Source organism: Paenibacillus sp. MAH-35 (assembly GCF_058135425.1).
Map to the genome: position 1 here is coordinate 70634 of NZ_JBYUPU010000021.1, position 22568 is coordinate 93201.

Consider the following 22568-nt stretch of genomic DNA (forward strand, 5'->3'; position numbering starts at 1 on the left):
AACTAAGCAGCCTCCCCTCGTTTGTTAGTTCCGCCTTACTTTCCGTATTCGACTTTCCCGTCCCAGCTCATCATGCCGCCCTGCATATTAACCACGTTGTACCCGATCGACTCCAAAAATTCGCAAGCCAACCCGCTGCGGTTGCCGCTGCGGCATACGATGATCGTCTCCTGCTTGGTGTCGAGCTCTTGATGTTTTTCGTTCAAAGTCCCCAGCGGGATGTGCCTCGCCCCCGGAATATGCCCGGATTCCCATTCCTCTTGCTCGCGCACGTCGACGATGGGGACGCTCTCTCCTCGCTCCAGCTTCTCTCTGACTTCGTGTGGAAGAATATCTTTCGAATATTGCCCTGCCATAGTAGAATCACTTCTCCTTCAAGTTATAAGGTTCACGCCCGCATTCCATTCCTCTTTGGAAGCAGCGGTAACGTCATTCATCTAAAGCTGCGGGTGCCTCTTGCTGATTAAACTTCCCCGTCCCTCCGCCATACATGCCTGGACATTAGGAAACGACCAGGTTATTTATCGTGAACGGCGCACCGGTTCGGTCCCAGCTCCATGTTCTGCTGCTCTTCCTCGCCAGGAGTCAGCCTCCCCATATTCGTCTGCCGGATTTCCTGATACGCGTTCGGCTGCGGCGGCAAATGCTTCGTAACCGCCGCGCGGAACAGCTCGTCGTCCTGTACGTCCAGACCGGGGTTGGAGCGGTATAAATCGCCCAAACGGGCCGAAACGACTCCATTCTCTCCAAGCTCCGTCATTTTGCCGAAGTGAGCCGGAAGCACGATAAGCTCCTCCGGAAGCGCCCGGTAAGTCGTATACAGCGAGGTCCGCAGATCCCCCACCCAGTCCTCCGCTTTGCCAGCGAGATCGGGACGGCCTATAGATTCGACAAACAGGATATCACCGCTTAACAAATACTTCCCGTCTACAAGTAGCGACGTGCTGCCGATCGTATGTCCCGGCGAATAAATCGGCTGGATCGCAATTTCCGTGCTCCCCACCGTAATCGAACTTCCTTCTTCGAGCGGAACGTAATCGAACGTTACTTCCGTCGCATCTTTCGGGGGAAGCCAGTAGGCGGCCTGAGCGTTAATCGCAAGCTTTCGCCCTCCGGATATATGATCCGCGTGGAGATGCGTGTCGATCGTATGCTTGATGACAACCCCTTTTTCCCTCGCATACCGCTCGAACACATCGGTCATTCGCACGGCGTCGATGACAGCCGCCTCCCCACCCGAGATGACCATGTACGAAAGACAGCCTTTCCCGATCCGCACGAATTGAATCAGCTCGCCCCCGTCCTTCAGATCCCCTGCCTTCACCGGCTCCAAATACTCGCTCCAGGCTTTCATCCCGCCTTGTAAATACGCAAGGCCGGTCCTCCCCGCTTCGATAAGCTGCTTGGCTACATAGATCGAAGAGCCTTCCTTGGCGCATACGACCAAAAGCTCTTTTCCCGGCGGAATAAGCTCAAGCGCCGGCTCGATGCTGTCCAGCAGATCGAAATAAGGGATGTGGAAAACTTCGACCCGCCCGCCTTCGATCCGCCAGTTCTCATAGTCGGAAGTATTGCGGACATCGAGGATCATCAGCTCTTCCCGATCTAAAATCTTCTTCGTCAACTGCTGTGCTGTCATCGCAGTTAAGGATGATGTTGTCAACTCTTATATCCCTCCCTGAATGCATCTAGTTTTAAAGGTCATATTGATCATTACATACCCACAGGGGTATTAATAAGAGTAAAAATATATACCCTTACAGGTATATGTATATAATAATCATTTCGAATCGGGATGTCAACCTTGCGGGAAGCTTCCAACAGTTTCTTGCATGTGCGGCCGCTTCGTTATGAAAACTAGAGGGGAATACAAAGAACCGGCATTGCCGTTTTTGGATATCAAGACGGCAACCCGGTTCCCTATACCTATATAAACGATTCCAAACGAAACGGCTGCCCGCTCTTTTATTGCCGGCTGAAATATTAGCTGCCCGTCCGGTCGCCAGCCTGAATTAATATCGATTTCATCCTGCTCATATGCTCATTAAGCTCCATAAGCTCGTTTTCATCCAGCAAATTCAGCATGCTCTTGATCCGGTCGGAGATGATCCGGTGGTATTCGGCACACACTTGATCTCCGGCCTCGGTTATTTCCACGTATACGGAACGGCGGTCGTTCAAGCATGGAAGCCGGGTAATCAAGCCTTGCTTCTCCAGCCGATCCAGAAGAGGGGTCATATTCGGCCTCGAAATGTTCAGCTTCTCCGACAGCTCGGATACGATGGAACGCCGGACTTCGCGCAGCAGCACAATAATATGGACGCTGGAACCGGATAACTGGATCTGGGGCATATCGCATTTCGGAAGCGGATCGAAAATTTTCCTTTTCAGCAACGGCATCAGCAACATGAAGTTTTCTACAAAATGCTCAAGCAGCAACTCTCTTTCTCTCATGACCGCACCTTCCTTATAATTATAGTTTACCATAACGGTGCCCACTTTTCGATTGAACGGAATTAGTTATTATTTTATAATTACCACGTATATAGATAAAGGAGGAGAAGAGAAATTGAATTCCACTGCTGCTTCAAGCCCTGCGGCTCCCGTGGATCTGGGGAACGTCAAGAGGCTTCCTATCTTGATTTCGCTTATTATCGGGGCATTTTTCTCGATTTTAAATGAAACATTGCTGAACATCGCCTTCCCGCAGCTGGTGATCGAGCTGAATGTGTCGCCGTCGACACTGCAATGGCTGGCCACCGGCTACATGCTAGTGGTCGGAGTGCTCGTGCCCGCCTCTGCCCTGCTCGTGCAATGGTTTACGACTCGGCAAATGTTCCTCGGTGCTATGACCTTGTTCGCAATCGGTACGCTTGTATGCGGGATCGCGCCCGGGTTCTCGTTTTTGCTGGTCGGCCGTCTGCTGCAAGCGGGCGGAACCGGACTGATGCTGCCGGTGCTGATGAACACTATCCTCGTGCTGTACCCTCCGGAGAAGCGGGGAGCCGCTATGGGAAGCATCGGGCTGGTCATTATGTTCGCCCCTGCTATCGGCCCGACCTTATCCGGACTTATTCTGGAGTCGCTACAATGGCGCTGGCTGTTTTATCTCGTACTGCCCTTCGCCGTATTTTCGATCGTGTTCGCATTTATTTACTTGAAAAACGTATCGACGCCTACGAAACCGAAGGTGGACGTCCTATCCATCGTCCTGTCTACGCTCGGCTTCGGCGGCATCGTATACGGGTTCAGCAGCTCCGGCGAAGGACACGGCGGCTGGTCGAGCCCGCAAGTGTACGGCACCGTTCTGGTGGGCGCGGTCGCTCTGCTGCTGTTCGTATTCCGTCAGTTGCGGGTGCGGGAGCCGCTTATGGATCTTCGGGCGTTCCAGTTCCCGATGTTCTCCCTGACCACCGTTCTGCTGATCATCATGATGATGACCTTGTTCTCGACGATGTCTTTGCTGCCATTCCTGTTCCAGGGCGCTTTAGGTCTCACCGTATTCGCTTCGGGCCTGCTCATGCTGCCGGGCAGCTTGCTGAACGGATTAATCTCGCCGCTCACAGGCAAACTGTTCGATAAGTTCGGGCCGCGGGCGTTAGTTATTCCCGGAACGGCTTTCCTGGTCGTGATTATGTGGTTCTTCACCCAAGTGTCGGTGGAAACGTCCAAGACGACGTTCCTGATCCTGCACATCTGCATGATGGTCGCCATCTCGATGATTATGATGCCGGCCCAGACGAACGGCCTCAACCAGCTGCCGCCTCGTTATTATCCGCATGGCACGGCGATTCTGAATACGCTCCAGCAAGTCGCCGGCGCGATCGGCGTCGCATTTTTCATCAGCGTCATGTCTTCGGGGCAACGGCGCTTCCTGGAGCAGTCGGCCGATCCGACCTCTCCCGCACAGGCGGCGGAAGCGATGGTGGCCGGCGTCCACAACGCCTTCATGATCGGCTTCGGCTTCGCCGTCGTCGCGCTGATCCTGGCTTTGTTCACGAAGCGTACTCAAGCGCCGAAGCAGTAACAGCCTGCGGCCGCAACAAAAAGAGGTCTTCCCGCATTCGGTGCGGAAGACCTCTTTTTAACGTTCGCCTGACGCTTAGCTTGCTCGTCGAACCTGATTCAAGAGCGATTGCCCGGGTCCTGACGCTGCTCTTTAAGCAAGTCCCGGATCTCGGCGAGCAGTTGCTCCTCCTTGGACGGCGCCGGCGGCGCAGCCGGCTTCTCCTCTTCCTTGCGCTTGAGCAAGCTGAGTCCTTTGATGAACATAAAGATCGAGAACGCTACGATTACGAAATCGATGACCGTCTGCAGAAACGCGCCATACTTCAATTCCGCTCCGCCAAACTTGAAATGGAGCGCCGATACATCAAGCCCCCCGAGCAACAGTCCGAGCAACGGCATCAACAGATCGTTAACGAGAGAGGCCACAATTTTGCCGAACGCTCCCCCGATAATGACCCCGATCGCCAGCTCCATAATATTCCCTTTGAGAGCGAACTGTTTAAATTCCTTCATCATTGCCCGCACGCCACATGCCTCCGCTTCTAATCTCGCTTGCACCGCTTCGGGAGGTACGTTCCGGCTAAAGACCGTGCTTGTCCGGCTCCCCCCGCTGCGATGCGTTTTTTTGCGAATAATCCGCTATATCGTGAAGCATACCATAAAAACAGACGATTATGTATACCCGAAAATAACTACGTTTGCATGCCTCCGGTCTTGTCAGCCCTGCCTTCCGCGGCCCAGGCGAACTCCGTGATGAACATGCCGCCGCCGGGTTTATTGACAGTGATCGCAATCTCAATCGGATACTTGCGGCAGGTCCGCGCGCTTCTTCACCCTGTACCAGTACGTGTAGATTTCCTGAAAGTTCAGCTTCTCGTATAGCCGAACCGCGGGTAGATTTTGCTGCACCACGAGCAGATAGCACCTTGCAGCGCCTTCTCTCCTGGCCCATTGGAGCATGTGCAGAATCAGCTGCTCCGCGTACCCTTTATTCCGTTCATTCGGGTCCGTGACGATATCATACAATCCGATGTCCCCCTGCTCGATCACGCCAAGGCCGCAGGCAACCGGCTTCCCTTCCTTGTAGAGCGTGAAAAACCCTTTCTTCAAACAAGAGGGTTGCAGCAGCCGGGCCGTGATGCCTTGATTCGTCTCGGACAAATGCTGAAAAGCCGCCATCGTCCGCAGCCAGTCCGTGCTTAACGTTTCTTCGATGCGAATCTCCGGCAGGCTTGGTCCCCTAAGGCCGGTTAGCGGGGCCGTCTTCACGCTGGTGGGATCAACCCGCTCGTAGCCGCGTTCTTCCAGAAACGGGTCCAGGTCGCCGGGAGTAACGAACGGAGTTATTTTGAAAATCGTATCCAACCCCGCACTGGTGTACAGACTCTCGCACCGCCGCACTTTCCCGCTTATAGAACCGGATTGCGTGACCGAGGCATACAGAGGCTGGATCGAGTTGGATCTCTTCGTGTATCCGTCCGCGAATCTCAGCAGCCAGCCGTCGTACACAAACGTTTGCAAGGCGGGCCATGCGTTCAACGAACGTTCTTCGATTTGCTTGTGTTCTTCGATTTGTTTATGCATGAATGTACTCCTTTCAGCTAATGAATTTAAGAATTAATATACATAAATATGAATATTTATTCAATACTGTTTTATAGTCGTTCGCTATCCGAGTCCGCGCCTCACCGGCTCCTTGGCATTTCGTTCCGCTTATCCCTCTATCTGTACCGGTACAGATTCCGGTTTTTCATATCGAACGGTTCGATAGGAACAGGTACAATGAGGGTATCGCACTCCACTACGAAAAGAGGTACTTCCCATGACAGCGAAACGAAATGCCTACATCGCCGCGATCGTGTACGCCATGATCATCGGCTTGTCTTTCCTGTTTGTCAAACAAACGCTCACCGTCGCCTCACCGCTCGATACGCTGGCACACCGGTTCTCGATCGCATGGCTGGCAGCCACCGTCTGGTTTCTCGCGACGAAGCAATCCGTACGGGTGACGAAATCAGATTTGCGGACGATCGCTCCTTTAGCGGTTTTATATCCAGTCCTCTTTTTTGCGTTTCAAGTATTCGGCTTGCTGTACAGCTCCTCTTCGGAGGCCGGTATTATTTTAGCGACCGTCCCGATTTTCACTCTCGTATTCGCGGGACTTGTATTAAAGGAGACTTCCACACCGAGGCAAAAAATCGCGATCGGCCTGTCCGTTCTCGGCGTCATTTACATTTTGTATATGAACAGTGCGGGAACCGGCACAAGCGGCAGCATACTCGGAAGCGGACTGCTCGTCCTGTCGGCCGTCGTCGCCTCGCTGTACAACGTATTGGCCAGAAGACTGACGCAGCGTTATTCCTTATTTACCTTAACGTATGTGATGTCGTTTTTTGGATTTATCACGTTTAACGTACTGGCGCTCTCCGATCATCTGATTCGGGGCACCGTCCATCAGTTTTTCCAGCCTTTCCTGCACGCCGATTTCGTCGTTGCGGCCCTGTATTTAGGGGTGCTGTCCTCTCTCTTGACGTCCTACTTGTCCAACTTCGCCTTATCGCGGCTGCCCGCGTCCCAGATGAGCGTGTTTAGCAATTTGGCTACCCTCATTACGGTGATGGCCGGGATCGTGTTCCTGCAGGAGGCGTTTCATTATTATCACGCCATCGGCGCCGGCATGATTATAGCCGGGATTATCGGCGTCAACTATTTGGCGAAGGCGAAACGGGAGCGGGAGCGGGAGCGGGAGGAAAAACGTCCGTCCAACTCCTGACATCCCGAGGCCCCCAAGGGGAAAAAGAAGAGGAGGCATCCGCCCCCTCTTCCGATCCGTTTTATACCGGCTCCAGCAGCCGTTTTTCCAGACAAGTTGCGATGGAGAGCGCCTTCTCGGTTTTTTCGAACCGGATATGAACCCGCTCCCGATTCACCATGACAATCGTACCGCGCCCGAACACCCGATGCTTCACTTCCAGACCGGGGGCCAGCTCCTTTTGGTTCGTGATGGCGTTCGGATTAAAAGCTTCCGGAACCGCCGGATTCCATCGTTCACCCATTTGCCCGGCCGACTGCTTCTGCCCTCTGCCAGAAGACGCAGCTGCCGGTTTCCTTTCGAACGTTGCAGGCGGCTTTGGAGGATTCAGGATGGTCATGACCGCAGTGACGAAACGCGACGCCGTCGTTTTCTCCGTATCCCGTTCCTTATACGTAAGAAGCTCGAGATGCTGCTTCGCCCGGGTCATCCCGACATAAAACAGCCGGGTGGCCTCCTCCATCAGAGAGGCGCCTCTCTCAGGGGAGCCGGATTTGAGATCTTCCGACGAAGGGATAATGCCCTCCACCAGATCGATCATATATACCTGCTCGAACTCCAGCCCCTTCGCACTATGGAAGGTCGAGAAGGTGACCGCATTTTGCCCCTTTCGCGACTTCGCGGTTTTCAGCACCGACTCCAAATACTTGAGCCGGCTTGCGAATTCCTCCATCGTTTGCAGCGTATCGGCGATTTCCTCCAGCGTGTTCAGAATGCCCAGCAAATATTCCTTGCGAAATCCGAGACGCTCACACATCTTCTCCAGCGCTTTCTCGTACCCGAGCCGTTCCCGGATGACTTGGATTGCCGGACGCGGCGGCATCCCCCGCATTTGCCGAAACGTCTCTTGGCTTGCCTTCAAAGGTTTGATCTGGTACTCATTTAACTGCACCCGATCAAGCAGCGTATCGAATACCGATTCGTTGGTGTGGAACGCTTTGACGGCCGCCATCTGCTGCTTCGTGACATATCCGTTAAACTTCGTGTAGATTTTCTCCAGAAGATCGGGACGCCTGTCGGTATAAGTCATCCTCATGAAATTCAAAATATCTTCAACGACCCAATGCGAGAAAAACCGGTTGTCCGCATCCTTCATATAAAACGGAATACCGGCCCGGTCAAACTCGTTCATCAGCGGGATCGAGGACGAATTGTTGCGGTACAGCACCGCCACTTCCGTCAAGTTGTCCACCTTCTGAATCTCCCGCACCAGATACTTGGCCTGGTCGGCAAAATGCGCCAAGCTCCGGACCCGGATCGGCTTCCCGGCCGGGTTTCGGGTAAACATGTTTTTATTGTACCGGTCTTTGTTGCGCTTGATGAACTGGTTCGCCACGCTTACGATATCTTTGGTCGACCGGTAATTTTGCTCCATCAACAGCGTAACCGCCTTCGGGTATACGCGCTTGAATTGAAGCAAATACGAGGGCTCCGCCCCTCTCCAGCTGTAGATCGACTGGTCGTCGTCGGCCACCACGCATAAGTTGCCGTGCCCCTTCACCAGCTTCTCGATGATCGCATGCTGCACGACCGACGTATCCTGGCTTTCGTCCGTCAGCACGTAATCGTACTTCTGCTGATAGCTGCGAAGCAGCCCCTTCTCCCGCTCCAGCGCTTCGTTAGCGATCGTGAGCATGTCGTCGTAATCGACCAGCAGCTTCGGGCGGCCCGAACGTTTGAACGCCTCGTATTCGCGCAGAATACGCTCGGCTTGCTTGACGTCGGTCTTCACGGCGTTCCACCGTTCTTCGGGGATCATCTTGTTTTTGATATAGCTGATATAGGTCGTCAGCTCGTCCATCTGGTCGTCGGTGATGTTCTCCCCGTTGATCGTCTGGAACAATCTCCGTAAAATGATCTTCTTGTGCAGCGGCAAATGTTCTGCGCCGGGGTCTCCCTGATCTGGCTCTTGCTCCTCCGGATCGACGTCGCCTTCTATGATCTGGAACGGGAGTCCTTTTCGGTGCAAGTAGATACGCATCACTTCAAAAGCAAGGCTATGAATCGTCGAGAAGTCGACCGGTGGGAGGTCCGGGAAAAACCGTTTGAACCGCTCCTTCATATCGCTTGCCGATGCCCGGCTGAACGTGACCGCCTTAATTCTGGAAGGGGCTACTCCTTTCTCTTCGATCAAATGGCCGATCCGCATAATAATCGTCGTCGTTTTCCCCGATCCGGGCGATGCCAGCAGCAGCAGAGGGCCTTCCGTCTGCAGAACCGCCTTTTGCTGCACTTCATTCAAGGCAACGCCCAGTTCCCGCTGCTTGCGGGCCAAAAAAGCATTCCCTGCACTCATAGTTCGACTACCCTTTCCACTCTACCAACTACCGTTTCATTCCGATACTATCATTATAACAGTTCAATCATTGAATAATTCATCCAGCACTCTGGCGCGGTTCTCGAGAAAACGCCTCGTGACAATGTAATGCAGCGTATCTTCATACCGGATCTCCGAGACCGGCAAAACGTCAAAATTCAAAATTTGCGCATCCGGGTATCCGAGCAGCACCGGAGAATGGGTGGCGATAATAAACTGGGCTTCGTTCTCCAGATCCTTCATGATGCGCATAAGCGCCAGCTGCCGGGCCGGCGACAACGCCGCCTCCGGTTCGTCCAGCAAATAAATCGCCTTCTTGCCGAAGCGATGCTGGAAGAGAGAGAGGAACGCTTCCCCGTGCGACTGCTTGTGCAAGGAGCGACCGCCGTAATATCTCAAGCTTTCGGGCATCGTATCCAGATGAGAGGCAAACTGATAAAACGTCTCCGCCCGCAGAAAAAAGCCGTTCGTTATTTTCGGCATCCAGGAAAGCCGGATATGGTCGCCCAGCGCGGATTGGGAAGCGTCTACCTCGTATCGATTATTTTTGCCGCCGCCAGCCGTATGGAACCCGCATTGATAGGCTATCGCTTCGAGAATCGTCGACTTCCCCGACCCGTTCTCCCCTACGAAAAACGTAACGTTCGATTGGAACGATAGCCGCTCCAGCGCATGCACGGCCGGGATCGAGAACGGGTATTGGCCCGGATCGGTTTGCGCGTTTCTCAACACTTCAAGACTTCGCAGAAACATCTAGTTCAGCTCCTACCTGACCGAATGGACATGGGATTGTTTGCGGTAGTCGGTCGGCGACATCCCTTTCCATTTCAGAAAAGAACGGGAAAACGTCTGAAACGACCCGAAGCCTACCTCATAAGCAATTCGCGATACCTGCAGCTCGGTCGAAGCGAGAAGTCCGCAAGCGTGACGAATCCGCAGTCCATGCAAAAACGGAACGAAATTTTGACCGGTCCGCATCTTGAAGCATTCGCTTAAATGGGAGGCGTTATAGTGGAACTGCCCCGCCAGACGATCCAGCGTCAGCTCTTCCCGGTAATGCCGGTGAACGTAGCGGATCATTTGCCAGAAGCCGGCCTTTGCGGACGCGGATTCCTGCCTGCCCTCGCCGGCGGTCTCCGAACCGTCCACATGCCGACTGGATCTCCACCGTTCAAACCATACCAGCGTCTCAAACAGCTTGGACTTGATCAGGATGCTGCGCATCCGTTCGTCCCCGGCCGCCTCCCGCCTCATATCGTCGAATAGGCCTGTTGCCTGCGCCATCTCCCGTTCATTCAGTTGGATATACGGCGGGAGCCGGTCGGAGTCGTCGAGCACGATTCCGGCCAGTCCCTGATCTCCTTCCCTGGAATCGAACAGCAGTTCAAGATCAAAATTACATATATACAAATGCAGACACGCCCCGGGATCGCTCCGGATCGAATGAAACTGATACGGAAGCAGGAAGATCAGCGTACCCGGCTCCATCGGATGCTGAAGTCCGTTGATCGTTTCGGTGCCGCGGCCTTCCAGGACCAGGATAAGCTCCAGAAAATCATGACGATGCGGAACGACCGACTCGACCTTCTCGATTTTGAGACTGAACGGAAACGAACTGTTCATGTTCGGATAATCCGTCAAATATATCGGATTCACGGGCATACCTTCCCTCCCGGTTACGTCGTCTGTTGGTGTTCCCATTATACCAAAAAAATGAGATAGGTTGCCGGACGGATGGAATGTGATAAAGGGGTCCTCTCTCTATAATGGAGACAGAAAACCGCCTTAGGAGGGATCTGGCGAATGATCGAAAGAAGAGGGATCGTACTCGATTTGGACGACCTGCACGACGAGTGGCCTGGCCTTCTGCATCAGGCGAATCTGAACGTGCTCGGACTGCATAATTGGAGCCCCGAACCGGAGATTCGCTCTAAAATCGATGCGATGATCCGTTTTTTTGAATCCGCAGAAGGTTTCAGGCTCGCTAACCGGTTAGACGATCTGAACATTGGGCTGGAATTCGAGCTGCACGCCATGTGCTGGCTGCTGCCAAGCGAGTACTATGGAAGGCATCCTCATTGGTTTCGGATGGACGAGAACGGCGTTAGAACGCCGCACGACAACTTTTGCCCGTCAAGCGAAGAAGCGCTCGAAATAGTCAGGGACCAGGCGATCCGGCTCGCCCGGAAACTAAAGCCTACGACCGGCCGGTACTACATGTGGCAGGACGACAACAAGCCATGGTGCCGCTGCGAGAACTGCCGGACGTATTCGGACGGCGACCAAAATCTGCTGGTCATGAATGCGATACTGGAAGCCATACGGACCGTGGATCGCCACGCCAAGCTCTCGTACCTCGCCTACATGGCCACACTGGAATCGCCTCCGGGGAAAGTCCGGCCGTATGAGGGAGTTTTCCTCGAAATTGCAGGTCCCGGCATACATCGGATGAATGACTCCGGAGCCCAGGGAGCGGCTGGCGACGAGTTATTCCAACAGGCGCTTGCCCGCCATTTGTCTATTTTCGGTACGGAGGAAGCGCAGGTGCTGGAATATTGGCTGGACGTCTCGCTTCAGTCCAGATGGCGGAAGCCGGCAAGCAAACTGCGGTTCGACGAAGCGGCCGCCGCCAGAGACATCGCCTATTACAGATCACAAGGCATTCGTTCCATCACGAGCTTCGGCGTGTTCCTCGATGAATCGTATTTTCAGAGACATGGCATTCCGCCGGTTGAAGCTTACGGGCGGCTGCTGGAGTGAGAACGAAAGGGATGTAAATATCCAAAAAAACAGGTTACCCTGTTACGCCGTACTAGCGGCATTTACCAAGGTAACCTGTGCTCGTTTCTTATAACCTAAATCAAATCCGAAGATTTTAACAGCCGCTCCACCATAACCGCAACCTCAGCACGAGTCACGAAGGCTTTTGGCGCCAGCAGGCCTCCGTCTCGCCCCGTCACAATTCCGGCCGCTATACTTGCCGAAATGCCGTGAGCCGCCCAGCCGGAAGTCTCCGCAGCATCGGTGAACCCGTATAGCGCACCGTCTGATGCATCCGCTGCCAGTCCTGTAATGGACATCGCTTTCGAAACAATGACCATCGCTTGCTCACGGGTAATCCGTTCGTTCGGGCGGAACGTGCCGTCCTTGAAGCCGTTGATCAAGCCGTACGCATACGCCGTCCCGATCACACCGCTATACCACTCCGAATCCTGCACGTCCGAGAAAGCTGCAGACCCGTCCTCAGGTTTCAACCCCAGGCCTCGGACTATAATCGCAGCAAACTCGGCCCGTGTAATATTTTTGTCGGGACTGTATACGCCGTCGCCTGTCCCGTTAACGATTAACCGTGAGCCCATATTGTTAATCTGATCCTTGGCCCAGTGACTCCCTGCATCAGCAAACTCCAGCGGATGCCAGATTACCGAATACGTACTGTTGGTCAAACTGCTGATTTTGGCCGTATATCTCCCGTCTACAACCCCAATCCTGGTCGGCACATGGCGGACGGTTCCGTCCGGTTCCACAACCACACCGGTTGTAATTCGATTCGGGTTTGTACCGTCCGGCATAACGATGGTGCGTTCGACATACGTATTGAATTGGCTGACTTCAACTGTCCGCTCCCCGTACACCGCATAGATTTTGAATTCAAGCGGAGGAGCGGCGAGCTGCCATTTCCCTTTTGCCGCCGCGGTTTCAACCAGACGCAGCGTATTTGCCGATGGCACGGCAATTTCAATATGAATGCTGATGTCCCGGAGGTCGGCATCTTTCCCGATTTCCTGTGCAATGGAATCTATGCTCATTTGCTGTACAGGTATGGTGTAGGCAGCCTGACCGGTGCGAAGCACGAAAATTGCTTGTTTCATTTCCATTTGCTTGGCCATGCTGCCGTTAAGCTCGGCGATAACTACGTCGCTGGCATTTGTCACAGAAACCGTGATGACGGCCCCCTGATCTTCGCTCTCCAAGCGCTGCTGCAGCTTGTTCTCATCTACAGTAATCGACAGGACTTGCCGGCCGTTCACTTCCTTCACCGTTGCAGTGCCCGCGCTTTCGGCTCGGCCGTTCACGAGTACATTCACACCGGCGGTTCCCGGCGAATCCGTTTGTCCGGCCGGGCCCTTGCCGCTTGCCGAGCCGCTGCCGTCAGAGGAGCTTTCGTCGTCTTCGGACGAAGCCAACGGATAAACGGCATTGGATTCCGCCGACCATTCGCTTTGGCCGACCGCATTGATAGCCGCCACCTTGAATGTATACCTTTTTCCATTGGTTAGGCCGGTTAGCGAAATCGGGCTTGATGTTCCGGTCACTCTAATATTGTCGGGCAAGGCAATGACCTCATACTCCGTAATGGCGCTTCCACCCTTGTTGGCTGGAGGCGTAAAACTGACGACGGCTTGCCGATCCCCGGCTGACGCCGTTACATTCGTCGGTACGCCCGGAACCGATGGGAGCGTCACAAAGCTGCTATTTACGCTGACCACACCCTGGATGCTCTGGATAACATAATACGTCTTACCCGCTGTCAGGCCGCTGAATCGCCATACGCCGCCGCTCTGATCCGAAGGACTGTCCGAAATCACATGCCCGTTCGTGTCATACAGTGTGATCGTGGCCCCTGACAATACGTTGCTCACATCGACTAAACCAAGTCCAGCCGAAGCCGTCGGGGTCCTTAAAGTCACACCGACAAAAGCGGAGTTCTCGCTCTCCTCGCCACCTACCGTCTGTGTGGCATAAAAGCCGAGATTGTTCGGCACCACACCGGTGAACGCGTAAGTCGCTCCCGTTACACTCGTCGCTGTGGCTACCAACGTGCCATTGGTCAAGTACAGCTTCAAGGTTGCGCCCGCTGTGAACCCGCTGACGCTGATACTCTCCTCGCCGCCTGTCGCCGCAGGGGAATCCGGAATGTCCGGCTGTACCGTCACGAAACTGCTGTTCGCGCTGGTTACGCCGTTAATGCTTTGAACCGCATAGTAGGTCTTCCGGGCGGTCAAGCCGCTGAATCGCCATACGCCGCTGCCTTGATCCGACGGGGAATCCGAGATCAGGCTCCCGTTCTCTTCGTACAGCTTCACCGTTGCGCCGCTCAGCACGTTGCTTACGTCCACGTAATCAAGCTCCGCCGAGGCCGAAGGCACCCTTAACGTAACGCCGACAAAAGCGGAGTTCTCGCTCTCCTCGCCGCCTACCGTCTGCGTGGCATAAAAGCCGAGACTGTTCGGCACCACACCGGTGAACGCGTAAGTTGCTCCCGTTACACTCGTCGCTGTCGCTACCAACGTGCCATTGGTCAAGTACAGCTTCAAGGTTGCGCCCGCAGTGAACCCGCTGACGCTGATACTCTCCTCGCCGCCTGTCGCCGCAGGGGAATCCGGAATGTCCGGCTGTACCGTCACGAAACTGCTGTTCGCGCTGGTTACGCCGTTGATGCTTTGAACCGCATAGTAGGTCTTCCGGGCGGTCAAGCCGCTGAATCGCCATACGCCGCTGCCTTGATCCGACGGGGAATCCGAGATCAGGCTCCCGTTCTCTTCGTACAGCTTCACCGTTGCGCCGCTCAGCACGTTGCTTACGTCCACGTAATCAAGCCCCGCCGAGGCCGAAGGCACCCTTAACGTAACGCCGACAAAAGCGGAGTTCTCGCTCTCCTCGCCGCCTACCGTCTGTGTGGCATAAAAGCCGAGACTGTTCGGCACCACACCGGTGAATGCGTACGTCGCTCCCGTTACACTCGTCGCTGTCGCTACCAACGTGCCATTGGTCAAGTACAGCTTCAAGGTTGCGCCCGCAGTGAACCCGCTGACGCTGATACTCTCCTCGCCGCCTGTCGCCGCAGGAGGAATCGGGATGTCCGGCTGTACGGTCACAAAACTTGTGTTTGTGCTGCTCACGTTGTTGATGCTTTGAATCGCATAGTAGGTCTTCCGCGCAGTCAAGCCGCTAAACCGCCATACGCCGCCGCCTTGATCGGACGGGGAATCCGAGATCAGGCTCCCGTTCTCTTCGTACAGCTTCACCATTGCGCCGCTCAGCACGTTGCTTACGTCCACGTATCCAATCCCTGCCGTTGCCGATGGGGTTCTCAGGCTAACCGGGACAAAATTGGAGTTCCAGCTTTCATCGCTGGCTACGGTCTGAGTGGCATAGAAACCGAGACTGTTCGGCACCACACCCGTGAAAGTATACGTCGCATCCGTCACACTCGGCGCTGTCGCGATCAGGATGCCATTGGTCAAGTAAAGCTTCAGAGTCGCCCCCGCATTGAAACCGCTGACGCTTACACTCTCTTCCCCGCCTGTTGCTGCCGGAGGATTCGGAAGCCCGGCCGCTGACACGGGAATCGGGTAGCCGCTTACGCTCAAGAGAATCGCCAGAAGCGCGATAAGCGCAACAGATCTTTTAATTCGGGCGAATATCCGGTACAAATCATTTTCTGCGTGTCTCCATTGTTTACTGTCATTCATGACGGGTTTCTCCTCGATAGCAAAGTAAAAAAAGTTTCATTCCCTAAAATGAGTTGAATTCCCCCTTGAGCCCATCTACTTTGGCGCTGTCGGCCTCGCAATGATTAGAGCGTTTATTAGCGAAATCCAGCGTCATATACAAAAAGAATTACATTCGACAACATACACCTGATTCCTGCATATTTACGACAAAATTATATGTTCTACGAGAGGGAATGCAAGGATGGCGGAGGAGATATTTCTGGAGGGTAACAAATGCCAGTAGCCCCGAAGCGATTGCCCGCCATTTGACCGCCGTGATAAAATCGACTCGAACGTTACTAAACGAGTGGTGGGGTCGTATGACGGAAACGGCGAAAGAACGCGTGATCGAAGGGCGGAGCCGGTACGAGCTGCAGCGGGAGTTTTCGATCGACCGGCTGTACACGTTCCACTATTATGAGCTGTCCAAAAGCTTCTACAGCACCGGGGAGAAGCACGACTTCTGGGAAATGTTGTATGTCGACAAAGGGGCGCTTGAGCTGTTTTTGGACGGCTGCCGCATTGAGCTGACCCAAGGCGACCTGATCTTCTATGAGCCGAACGCCTTCCACTCCGGAGGAGCCAAGACCGCGACCAATGTGATGATCGTAACGTTCGACGCTTTCGCTCCGTGCATGTCCCAGCTGGGCAACCGGCTGTTTCGTCTGGAGAAAGACGAATTGTACATCCTGACGGAGCTGCTGAAGGAAGGATTCGAAGCGTTCGACCCGCCGATCGACAGGTTGTTTTATCCGCAGCTGGGCAAAAGCAAGCAAGCTCCTTTCGGCTGCGAGCACATGATCATCGCGTATCTGGAGCTGTTCCTGATCAAGCTGCTGCGCCGCGTTAATGCCGTCGCTCCGGCCGGGGTGCTGAAAGCGTTGATGACAGCCGGGGAGAATCAGAAAGGCAAGCTGATCGAAGACATCGTCGGCTACATGAAACGGAACGTGGCCGCGAACTTGACGCTCGACGAGATTAGCGAGCAGTTCTTCATCAGCAAAACCCAGTTGAAGGTGCTCTTCAAGCAGGCGATGGGAATCGGCATCATGCACTACTTCAGCCTGCTGAAAATCGACGAAGCAAAGGAGGCCATCCGCGAAGAATCGTACAATTATACGGAAATCGCGCAAAAGCTGGGCTACAGCAGCGTCCATTATTTCTCGAAATGCTTCAAGCGGGCGACCGGCATGACGCCGACGGAGTATGCGAAAACCGTCCAATCCAACATTCGCCGCAAGCAGCCTTCGGGTTCGCGGAAGCTTTCGGATTTTTCCGAGCGGGGTGAACACATGTAAAGGGACCGTCAGGGCGATTTGCCCGACGATCCCTTCTCGCTCGCTGCGACCGGCCCGACGTTCCTTCCGGACGTTTCCTAATCGCCGATCATCCTGTCGGCCTGCTGTTCCAATTTCACCTTCAGATCCGGCGGAATGCTTTGCGATTGTGCCTGATCCAGATGATTCAAGAAACGGTTCATCTGGAATCTGGACTGCTCCAAGCTGTTGCGCAGCTGCATGTACAGCGATTGTTCGATCTTTCCCGCGTTATGAGCTTGCTCCATCAGCTTCTGCAGCGAAGAAAAAGACACGAGCGCGCTGAAGCTGATACGCTTCTCGGTCACATTGCCGGCAGCATCCGTCACCGTTGCCACAACGGTATGACTGCCCGGGGAAGCTTCCCAAGCGAGGCTGCCGCCTTCATGGGAAGTTCCGTCGATGGTAAGCGCAGTCCGGGCAATACCGGACAGTTCGTCGACCGTCACAGACTCGATCAAATAGTGCTGGCCTGCCTCCAGGTTGATCCCTTCCTCAAGCGCACTGCCGTTTAACAGCAGATTCAGACTGGGCGCCGTCCGATCGACACGCAGCCAGGCCGTTTTTTCCTCCTCCGCATTCCCCAGCACGTCTACCGAACGATAAGTCAGACCGTACACACCATCCGTCACAACGATCGGCGAAGAATACCCGACGAATCCGTCCGTTACCGGCCGGGTACCGCCATATACTTGATCGAATACGGACAGCTTATACTCGGTGACGGCAACCGGGAAATCGCCGTTTTCGGTTGCAAGCGTGACGGTGACGGCCTCGACGTGCCAGCCATTGTCCCCCTGCCGTCCCACGGCATTCATCGTCGTCGTCGGCCGCCCGGTCGGCACGTGAGTGCCGTTTCTGTAGATGCCTATATCCCATACCGCCCCTCTAGGAGCCCCGTCATAATCTGCGGAAATGTCGATTGTTCCCCCGCCCAGCAAGGCGAATCCCGGGATCGCATTCCCGCTGCCGATGGCTGGGCTGCCCTCTTTCAAATGCCAGTTTCTTTCATCCGGGTCGACAAAGTACGGGTTGTCATATACGCCGTTAGGCTCGGTTAACACAGGCAATCTGGCATTGTTGTAGTACAGGTTGTAATCATGCACCAGATTGATCGGCTGCCTCGTCCCGGCAGAAATAACCGCATTGTCCGTTGTATTCATGATGATATTGTTCATAAACACCGGATTGATGTTGTCCGGGTCCCAATCCCAGCCGACAGTGGGCGCCGTGTTGCGCGGGTTGATTAAATAGATGCCGTTTCTCGTGCCGATCACGATATTGTTGTACGCCGCGCTGTCCTTGCTGCCCGCGAATGCGATACCGTTGTTGATACTGGAAGTTCCGTTCAGGCTTTCAGCCACAACGATATTATTGTACGCGACCATGTTCCAAGCTTCGAAGCCGTTTACGCTATAGTCGCGTGTTGAGTTATAACCGGTCGCGCCGCCCAAATAAATCGCACCGGTCGACATATTCACATTGCGGTTGTAGATGTAATTGTTGTAGATCCGGATGTCCGACGAGCCGCCCTTGGCCAGCAGACCGACGCGTCCGACCTCGTAAATCTCGTTGTTACGGATCGTGCTGGACGAGACATTGACGAAATCGATGCCTTCGTGATCCATATCGTAGATGATGTTTCCTTCGACCAAATAATCCGAGACCAGATACCCTTTGACCCCTTCCTCAAAGGCGTTATGAATTTTGTTGCCGATGACGTGCACGTGATGCGAACCTTCCCGCACCTGGATGAAAATATCGGAGGTGTCGGTCCCGCGCCGGTTTTGCGTCATCTCAAAATCTTGAATCGTAATATAAGGGGTATCGATCAGGACGACCTTCCTTGACGGCAAATCGTGGAAGCGGATCACAGCTTGATGCTTGTTGCGCGCTTTGAACACGATTCGTTCGTTCTCTCTGCCGCCTTGCGTAAAAACGGCCGGACTGGTCTCGATATAGACGCCATCCTCAAAAATAACGGTATTCCCCAGCTGCGCCAACTGCGCCGCTCTCGCCATCGTCCGCCACGGCTTCTCTTCCGTCCCGGGATTCATATCGGACCCGGTCGGGGAAACGTAATAGGTGCCGCCGGGTTCGGTGCTCGGGCCCGGATCGCCCGACCCTGCGGGAGCATCGATCTTGGCTACGCTTATATCGTCAATCCGGATATCTGCCCGGTAAACCGCCGCTGCAATCGCTCCATTCTTCAGTTGACCGTCCGAACCGCTCAACTCCAGCTTGCCGTTGACGAACACTTGAATCTCCGTGCCGTTTACGACGAAGCGTATATCGATCCATTCGCCGACTGGAGGATACCAGTTCGTTTTCTCCTGCAGCGGAGTGACCGTGCCGGCCACCTTTTTCTTCAGCCCGATATAACCTCTGTCCGGGCTCCCCTGAATCTCCAGCAAGTAGTAGTTGTTAATATTCGTATACCGAGTGTACAGCGTTAACCAGCCCGTCTGATAATGGAATTGGTCAAACTTCACTCTCGTATTCATCTGATAGCTTATCCAGTCCATGGAGCCGGCATAGGAACGGGAGATTCCGCTTGCGGAAGAAGCATTCGGGTCGGTAAACACGTTGTTGCCGCCCGGGGTTTCCTCGACAATCCGCATCGTTCCGGTCTGTTCCGTCCAGGCCCCGTCGCCGTTCTCATAGTTTTCCGTGAACAAAACCTCTCCCACTTCTGGCAAAGCGTATGCGTATATCCCCATGTTCACCTTCTCCGTTCGGATCATTTCGTCGTAATCCAAGTAGACGTCCATCAGCTCGCCATAAAATCCGGTTACGTTCAAATTCGTTCCCTTGCCTATGGCCGGGCTGTCCGACTGCAGATACCAGTCACTTAGCCGGTCTACAAATAACGGATCTCCGGAAACCCCATTCGGCTCGACCGGTACATTCGCACAGCTGTGATACAGGTTGTAGTCGTGCGAGTAGCCGGCCGGCGTGGTGACCAGGCTGACGGCGCCGGCCGTGCAGCCCGAGAAAATATTGTTGTAAACCTTCGACGAAGTCGGGACCGGCGCCCAACCGGCCGTCGATCCGCCGCCTTTCGTGAAGCGAACCCCGTATGTGGCGTCGACGACTACGTTATGGTAGAAACCGCTGTCCACGCTTCCGGCGAACGATACGGCTGTATGGATCAACCCCGGCTGCTTGGCAACAATGATGTTGTTCCAGGCAGCTGCGTTGTACGTCTCGTACCCGTTCGGATCATACGCCACCGAAGCGGGGTAGCTTCCGCCCAGCGTGATGGCAGTTTGCATCGATTTCTCGGCGGCGACAATGCGGTTGTTGTAAATTTGCGCGCTGCGCGTGCCCGCCGGCACCAGAATGGCCGTACTCACCTCGCTTATTTCATTGCCCGCGATGACCGGACGGTCGATGTTGGCCAACACCACCGCAAAGTTGACAAAATCGTACATTTCGTTGCCCACAACCGCGATATGGCTTCCTCTTAACGCTTGAACGGCTTTGCCGCCGGCGCCGTGGATCGAGTTCCCGCTAATGGTGCAGCCCAAGCAGTTGTTGATGCTGATGAAAATGTCCCCGCTCGATGTTCCGCTCACAGCTTGCGTGATCTCAAAATCGGCGATCGAGATATATTGCTTATTGGTCAAATCAAACTTGGATGTCGTGTTCAAATTGGAAAACATCAGCTTCGCGTTCTGTTTATTTCTCGCCTTGATCGTGATCGGCGCTCCGTCCGCACCGTTGTTTCCGAACCTGATGGTCTGGCTGATCTCGTACACGCCGTCTTCGAAGACAGCTGTATCGCCGGCCTGAAGCGATGCCGCCGCCTTTGTGAGTGTTTTCCAAGGTGCTGCTTCCGTGCCCGGATTCGTATCACTTCCGGCGGGAGAGACGTAATACGTCTGGCCTGCCGCGTAGGCAGTCTGTGTGCTGCTGATCGGAACGTTCGGGAACAAGCTTGAAACCAATGCAAGCAACGATAACAGGCAAATCGTCTTGATCCGAAATATCTTCATGAACAGAGCCTCCTTGATTAGGAATTGGCGCTACCACACGGTTATCCGATCCGACCCTTGTCGTCATGCCGGACCGGCAGTCAGCGGCCCCGCTTCACTTCGGCGATCGTCTTCTCCGCCGCCTCCGCCGCTTCGCGCAGCGCCGTGTTCAGATCTTTCTTGCCGAGCATCACATCCAGCGGAACGGTATTCAGAATGCTCTCCACCTTCAGATGGTATCTGGAGAATTTGGCCATCGGCGCGTATTGGTTGTAGAAAACCGCGCTCCAGTTTTTATCCTTGAAATCGGACTCTTTGCCGTACGCCTTCTTCACTTCCTCGTCGTTGATAACCGGCATGATCCCCCGCTTGGAATAATCGAGCTGATTGTCCCGGGACACCAAATAATCGATCGCCTTTATCGCCGCTTCTTTGTTTTTCGACATCGAAGTCACCGCCATGGTGAACGGCGTCGCTGCCGAGCCGATCTTCGGCTTCTCCTTTAAGACCGGCAGCGAGACGAGATCCCACTGCACCTTCCCGATATCTTTCGGCACGGTGAATGGGAACTGCGAGTTGTACACGAACATGCCGATCTCCTGCGTGTCGGTAAATTCTCTCCAGGTCGGAAGCCGGTTCAGCCCGCTCACCCGGCTCTTGTAGCCTTCGTCCGAGCCGGGATTAACGAAAAACAGCTGAAGGAGCGATCTCCATGCGTCGTCCTGAAAGGTCGGCTTGTCGGTAGCCGGGTCGAGATACGGCTTCGAGAGCTGGTTGCCGCGCAAAATATGGGCCGGAGAAGAAGCGAAGCCGAGCATTTGCTTCCCGTCGGCATTCCGCGTCAGCTTGCGGGAGATATCCATCGTCTCGTCCCACGTCATGCCGTTTTTGGGGTAAGCGATTCCAAATTTGTCGAAGATCGATTGATTGTAATACATGACTTGGACCATATTCGTAACTGGAAGCGCATACATTTTACCGTCTCCGGACGCCCGGATTCCGTCAATCAGCGTCGGCTCGAACTTGTTCAGATCGACTCCCTGCTTCTTGATCAGCTCGGTCATGTCATACTGCAGCTCCGAGTCCATCAACAAACCGAAAATGTATGGCGCGGAGGCGAACAAAATGTCGATCGTCTGGTTTTGCGCCAGCAGCTCGGACAGCGTCTGCCCCGCTTTTTGCTGGATATATTTGATCGTGTAATTCGGAAACTTTTTACGCAGCGCATTGCCGAACAAGCTGTTGAACGCGTCCTCCGAATCGCCGTTATTGGAATGAAAGACGAGTTCAGCCGGCTCGTCCGTACGTACCTCGGGAACGTTCGGCTTGCCTCCCTGGTCTGCTTGTTGTCCGTTATTCGTGCTGCAGGCTGTAAGCGATATGGCGACAACAAGCGGCAGTACGGCCAGCCGGATTCGCCGGCGCGCGGCGGAAGGCTGTTCTCCTGACATTCGAGCTACTCTTGGCAATTGACGTTTCAATGCAGCCACCCCTTTTTGATTGATTCGAGTCTCGAGCTCAGCTATAGCATAAAGGAGAACCGCTTCGTTTTCTTTGTCAGATACGTCAGTATCTGTGCAAGATCGGTCGAAGATCATCCGGCCGCGTCGGCAGGCGCGCTGACGCGGCCCAGTAAGTCAT

At 54.4% G+C, this 22568-nt stretch carries 15 protein-coding genes; 4 read left to right on the plus strand and 11 right to left on the minus strand.

The features are described from left to right. Window positions 1–35: 35 nt before the first annotated feature. The 3 genes from AC3Y2E_RS21025 to AC3Y2E_RS21035 form a co-directional block, all read right to left on the minus strand. The gene (locus AC3Y2E_RS21025; protein WP_379213808.1) at window positions 36–356 is read right to left on the minus strand and encodes a rhodanese-like domain-containing protein; all 321 of its coding nucleotides are present in this window, start codon (window positions 354–356) and stop codon (window positions 36–38) included. Window positions 357–517: 161 nt separating this feature from the next. Further along, a complete protein-coding gene (locus tag AC3Y2E_RS21030) occupies window positions 518–1639 on the minus strand; it encodes an MBL fold metallo-hydrolase (protein WP_379213872.1) in 1122 nt (373 codons plus the stop codon). Window positions 1640–1983: 344 nt separating this feature from the next. Further along, window positions 1984–2454, minus strand: coding sequence for a MarR family transcriptional regulator (locus AC3Y2E_RS21035; protein ID WP_379213810.1), 471 nt, complete (start codon window positions 2452–2454; stop codon window positions 1984–1986). Window positions 2455–2605: 151 nt separating this feature from the next. Here AC3Y2E_RS21035 and AC3Y2E_RS21040 point away from each other — a divergent pair, with 151 nt between their 5' ends. Next, a complete protein-coding gene (locus tag AC3Y2E_RS21040; RefSeq protein ID WP_379213874.1) occupies window positions 2606–4027 on the plus strand; it encodes an MDR family MFS transporter in 1422 nt (473 codons plus the stop codon). 98 nt (window positions 4028–4125) lie between these two features. On the opposite strand, the gene mscL is transcribed toward AC3Y2E_RS21040, so the two are convergent. Together mscL and AC3Y2E_RS21050 are read right to left on the minus strand one after the other, a co-directional pair. After that, complete coding sequence (mscL, locus tag AC3Y2E_RS21045) at window positions 4126–4524, minus strand: large conductance mechanosensitive channel protein MscL (protein WP_190931795.1); 399 nt, start codon at window positions 4522–4524, stop codon at window positions 4126–4128. A 279-nt stretch (window positions 4525–4803) separates the two neighbouring features. Continuing rightward, window positions 4804–5592 carry a GNAT family N-acetyltransferase gene (locus tag AC3Y2E_RS21050; RefSeq protein WP_379213812.1) on the minus strand — a complete coding sequence of 263 codons (789 nt, stop codon included), beginning with the start codon at window positions 5590–5592 and terminating at the stop codon, window positions 4804–4806. Window positions 5593–5830: 238 nt separating this feature from the next. On the opposite strand from AC3Y2E_RS21050, the gene AC3Y2E_RS21055 reads away from it, so the two are divergent. Continuing rightward, a complete protein-coding gene (locus AC3Y2E_RS21055) occupies window positions 5831–6781 on the plus strand; it encodes a DMT family transporter (RefSeq protein ID WP_379213814.1) in 951 nt (316 codons plus the stop codon). A gap of 61 nt (window positions 6782–6842) precedes the next feature. On the opposite strand, the gene AC3Y2E_RS21060 is transcribed toward AC3Y2E_RS21055, so the two are convergent. The 3 genes from AC3Y2E_RS21060 to AC3Y2E_RS21070 all read right to left on the minus strand — a co-directional run bounded on the left by AC3Y2E_RS21060 (window position 6843) and on the right by AC3Y2E_RS21070 (window position 10793). Then, entirely contained in the window at window positions 6843–9116 is a 2274-nt protein-coding gene (locus AC3Y2E_RS21060) for an ATP-dependent helicase (RefSeq protein WP_379213816.1), read from the minus strand. Between the two features lie 63 nt (window positions 9117–9179). Beyond that, window positions 9180–9890, minus strand: a complete 711-nt coding sequence (locus tag AC3Y2E_RS21065; RefSeq protein ID WP_379213818.1) for an AAA family ATPase — start codon at window positions 9888–9890, stop codon at window positions 9180–9182. Between the two features lie 12 nt (window positions 9891–9902). Then, window positions 9903–10793 carry a helix-turn-helix domain-containing protein gene (locus AC3Y2E_RS21070; RefSeq protein WP_379213820.1) on the minus strand — a complete coding sequence of 297 codons (891 nt, stop codon included), beginning with the start codon at window positions 10791–10793 and terminating at the stop codon, window positions 9903–9905. A gap of 147 nt (window positions 10794–10940) precedes the next feature. Here AC3Y2E_RS21070 and AC3Y2E_RS21075 point away from each other — a divergent pair, with 147 nt between their 5' ends. After that, the gene (locus tag AC3Y2E_RS21075; protein ID WP_379213822.1) at window positions 10941–11897 is read left to right on the plus strand and encodes a DUF4838 domain-containing protein; all 957 of its coding nucleotides are present in this window, start codon (window positions 10941–10943) and stop codon (window positions 11895–11897) included. A 95-nt stretch (window positions 11898–11992) separates the two neighbouring features. Here AC3Y2E_RS21075 and AC3Y2E_RS21080 read toward each other — a convergent pair whose 3' ends face one another. Continuing rightward, window positions 11993–15613 carry an S-layer homology domain-containing protein gene (locus tag AC3Y2E_RS21080; RefSeq protein ID WP_379213824.1) on the minus strand — a complete coding sequence of 1207 codons (3621 nt, stop codon included), beginning with the start codon at window positions 15611–15613 and terminating at the stop codon, window positions 11993–11995. 341 nt (window positions 15614–15954) lie between these two features. On the opposite strand from AC3Y2E_RS21080, the gene AC3Y2E_RS21085 reads away from it, so the two are divergent. Further along, window positions 15955–16932 carry an AraC family transcriptional regulator gene (locus AC3Y2E_RS21085; protein ID WP_379213826.1) on the plus strand — a complete coding sequence of 326 codons (978 nt, stop codon included), beginning with the start codon at window positions 15955–15957 and terminating at the stop codon, window positions 16930–16932. A gap of 77 nt (window positions 16933–17009) precedes the next feature. Here the strand turns inward: AC3Y2E_RS21085 and AC3Y2E_RS21090 are convergent, their stop codons facing one another. Together AC3Y2E_RS21090 and AC3Y2E_RS21095 are read right to left on the minus strand one after the other, a co-directional pair. Further along, the gene (locus tag AC3Y2E_RS21090) at window positions 17010–20948 is read right to left on the minus strand and encodes a right-handed parallel beta-helix repeat-containing protein (RefSeq protein WP_379213828.1); all 3939 of its coding nucleotides are present in this window, start codon (window positions 20946–20948) and stop codon (window positions 17010–17012) included. Between the two features lie 80 nt (window positions 20949–21028). Next, window positions 21029–22378 (minus strand): ABC transporter substrate-binding protein, encoded by a 1350-nt coding sequence (locus tag AC3Y2E_RS21095; protein ID WP_379213830.1) that lies wholly within the window; start codon window positions 22376–22378, stop codon window positions 21029–21031. Window positions 22379–22568 lie beyond the last annotated feature (190 nt).

What these genes read in the sequence shown, in the direction of transcription:
- AC3Y2E_RS21060 (WP_379213816.1), bottom strand. Translation starts at nt 9,116, where the DNA reads ATGAGTGCAGGGAATGCTTTTTTGGCCCGCAAGCAGCGGGAACTGGGC.
- AC3Y2E_RS21050 (WP_379213812.1), bottom strand. Translation starts at nt 5,592, where the DNA reads ATGCATAAACAAATCGAAGAACACAAGCAAATCGAAGAACGTTCGTTG.
- AC3Y2E_RS21035 (WP_379213810.1), bottom strand. Translation starts at nt 2,454, where the DNA reads ATGAGAGAAAGAGAGTTGCTGCTTGAGCATTTTGTAGAAAACTTCATG.
- AC3Y2E_RS21065 (WP_379213818.1), bottom strand. Translation starts at nt 9,890, where the DNA reads ATGTTTCTGCGAAGTCTTGAAGTGTTGAGAAACGCGCAAACCGATCCG.
- AC3Y2E_RS21030 (WP_379213872.1), bottom strand. Translation starts at nt 1,639, where the DNA reads ATGACAGCACAGCAGTTGACGAAGAAGATTTTAGATCGGGAAGAGCTG.
- AC3Y2E_RS21095 (WP_379213830.1), bottom strand. Translation starts at nt 22,378, where the DNA reads ATGTCAGGAGAACAGCCTTCCGCCGCGCGCCGGCGAATCCGGCTGGCC.
- AC3Y2E_RS21055 (WP_379213814.1), top strand. Translation starts at nt 5,831, where the DNA reads ATGACAGCGAAACGAAATGCCTACATCGCCGCGATCGTGTACGCCATG.
- AC3Y2E_RS21090 (WP_379213828.1), bottom strand. Translation starts at nt 20,948, where the DNA reads ATGAAGATATTTCGGATCAAGACGATTTGCCTGTTATCGTTGCTTGCA.
- AC3Y2E_RS21080 (WP_379213824.1), bottom strand. Translation starts at nt 15,613, where the DNA reads ATGAATGACAGTAAACAATGGAGACACGCAGAAAATGATTTGTACCGG.
- AC3Y2E_RS21075 (WP_379213822.1), top strand. Translation starts at nt 10,941, where the DNA reads ATGATCGAAAGAAGAGGGATCGTACTCGATTTGGACGACCTGCACGAC.
- mscL (WP_190931795.1), bottom strand. Translation starts at nt 4,524, where the DNA reads ATGATGAAGGAATTTAAACAGTTCGCTCTCAAAGGGAATATTATGGAG.
- AC3Y2E_RS21025 (WP_379213808.1), bottom strand. Translation starts at nt 356, where the DNA reads ATGGCAGGGCAATATTCGAAAGATATTCTTCCACACGAAGTCAGAGAG.
- AC3Y2E_RS21085 (WP_379213826.1), top strand. Translation starts at nt 15,955, where the DNA reads ATGACGGAAACGGCGAAAGAACGCGTGATCGAAGGGCGGAGCCGGTAC.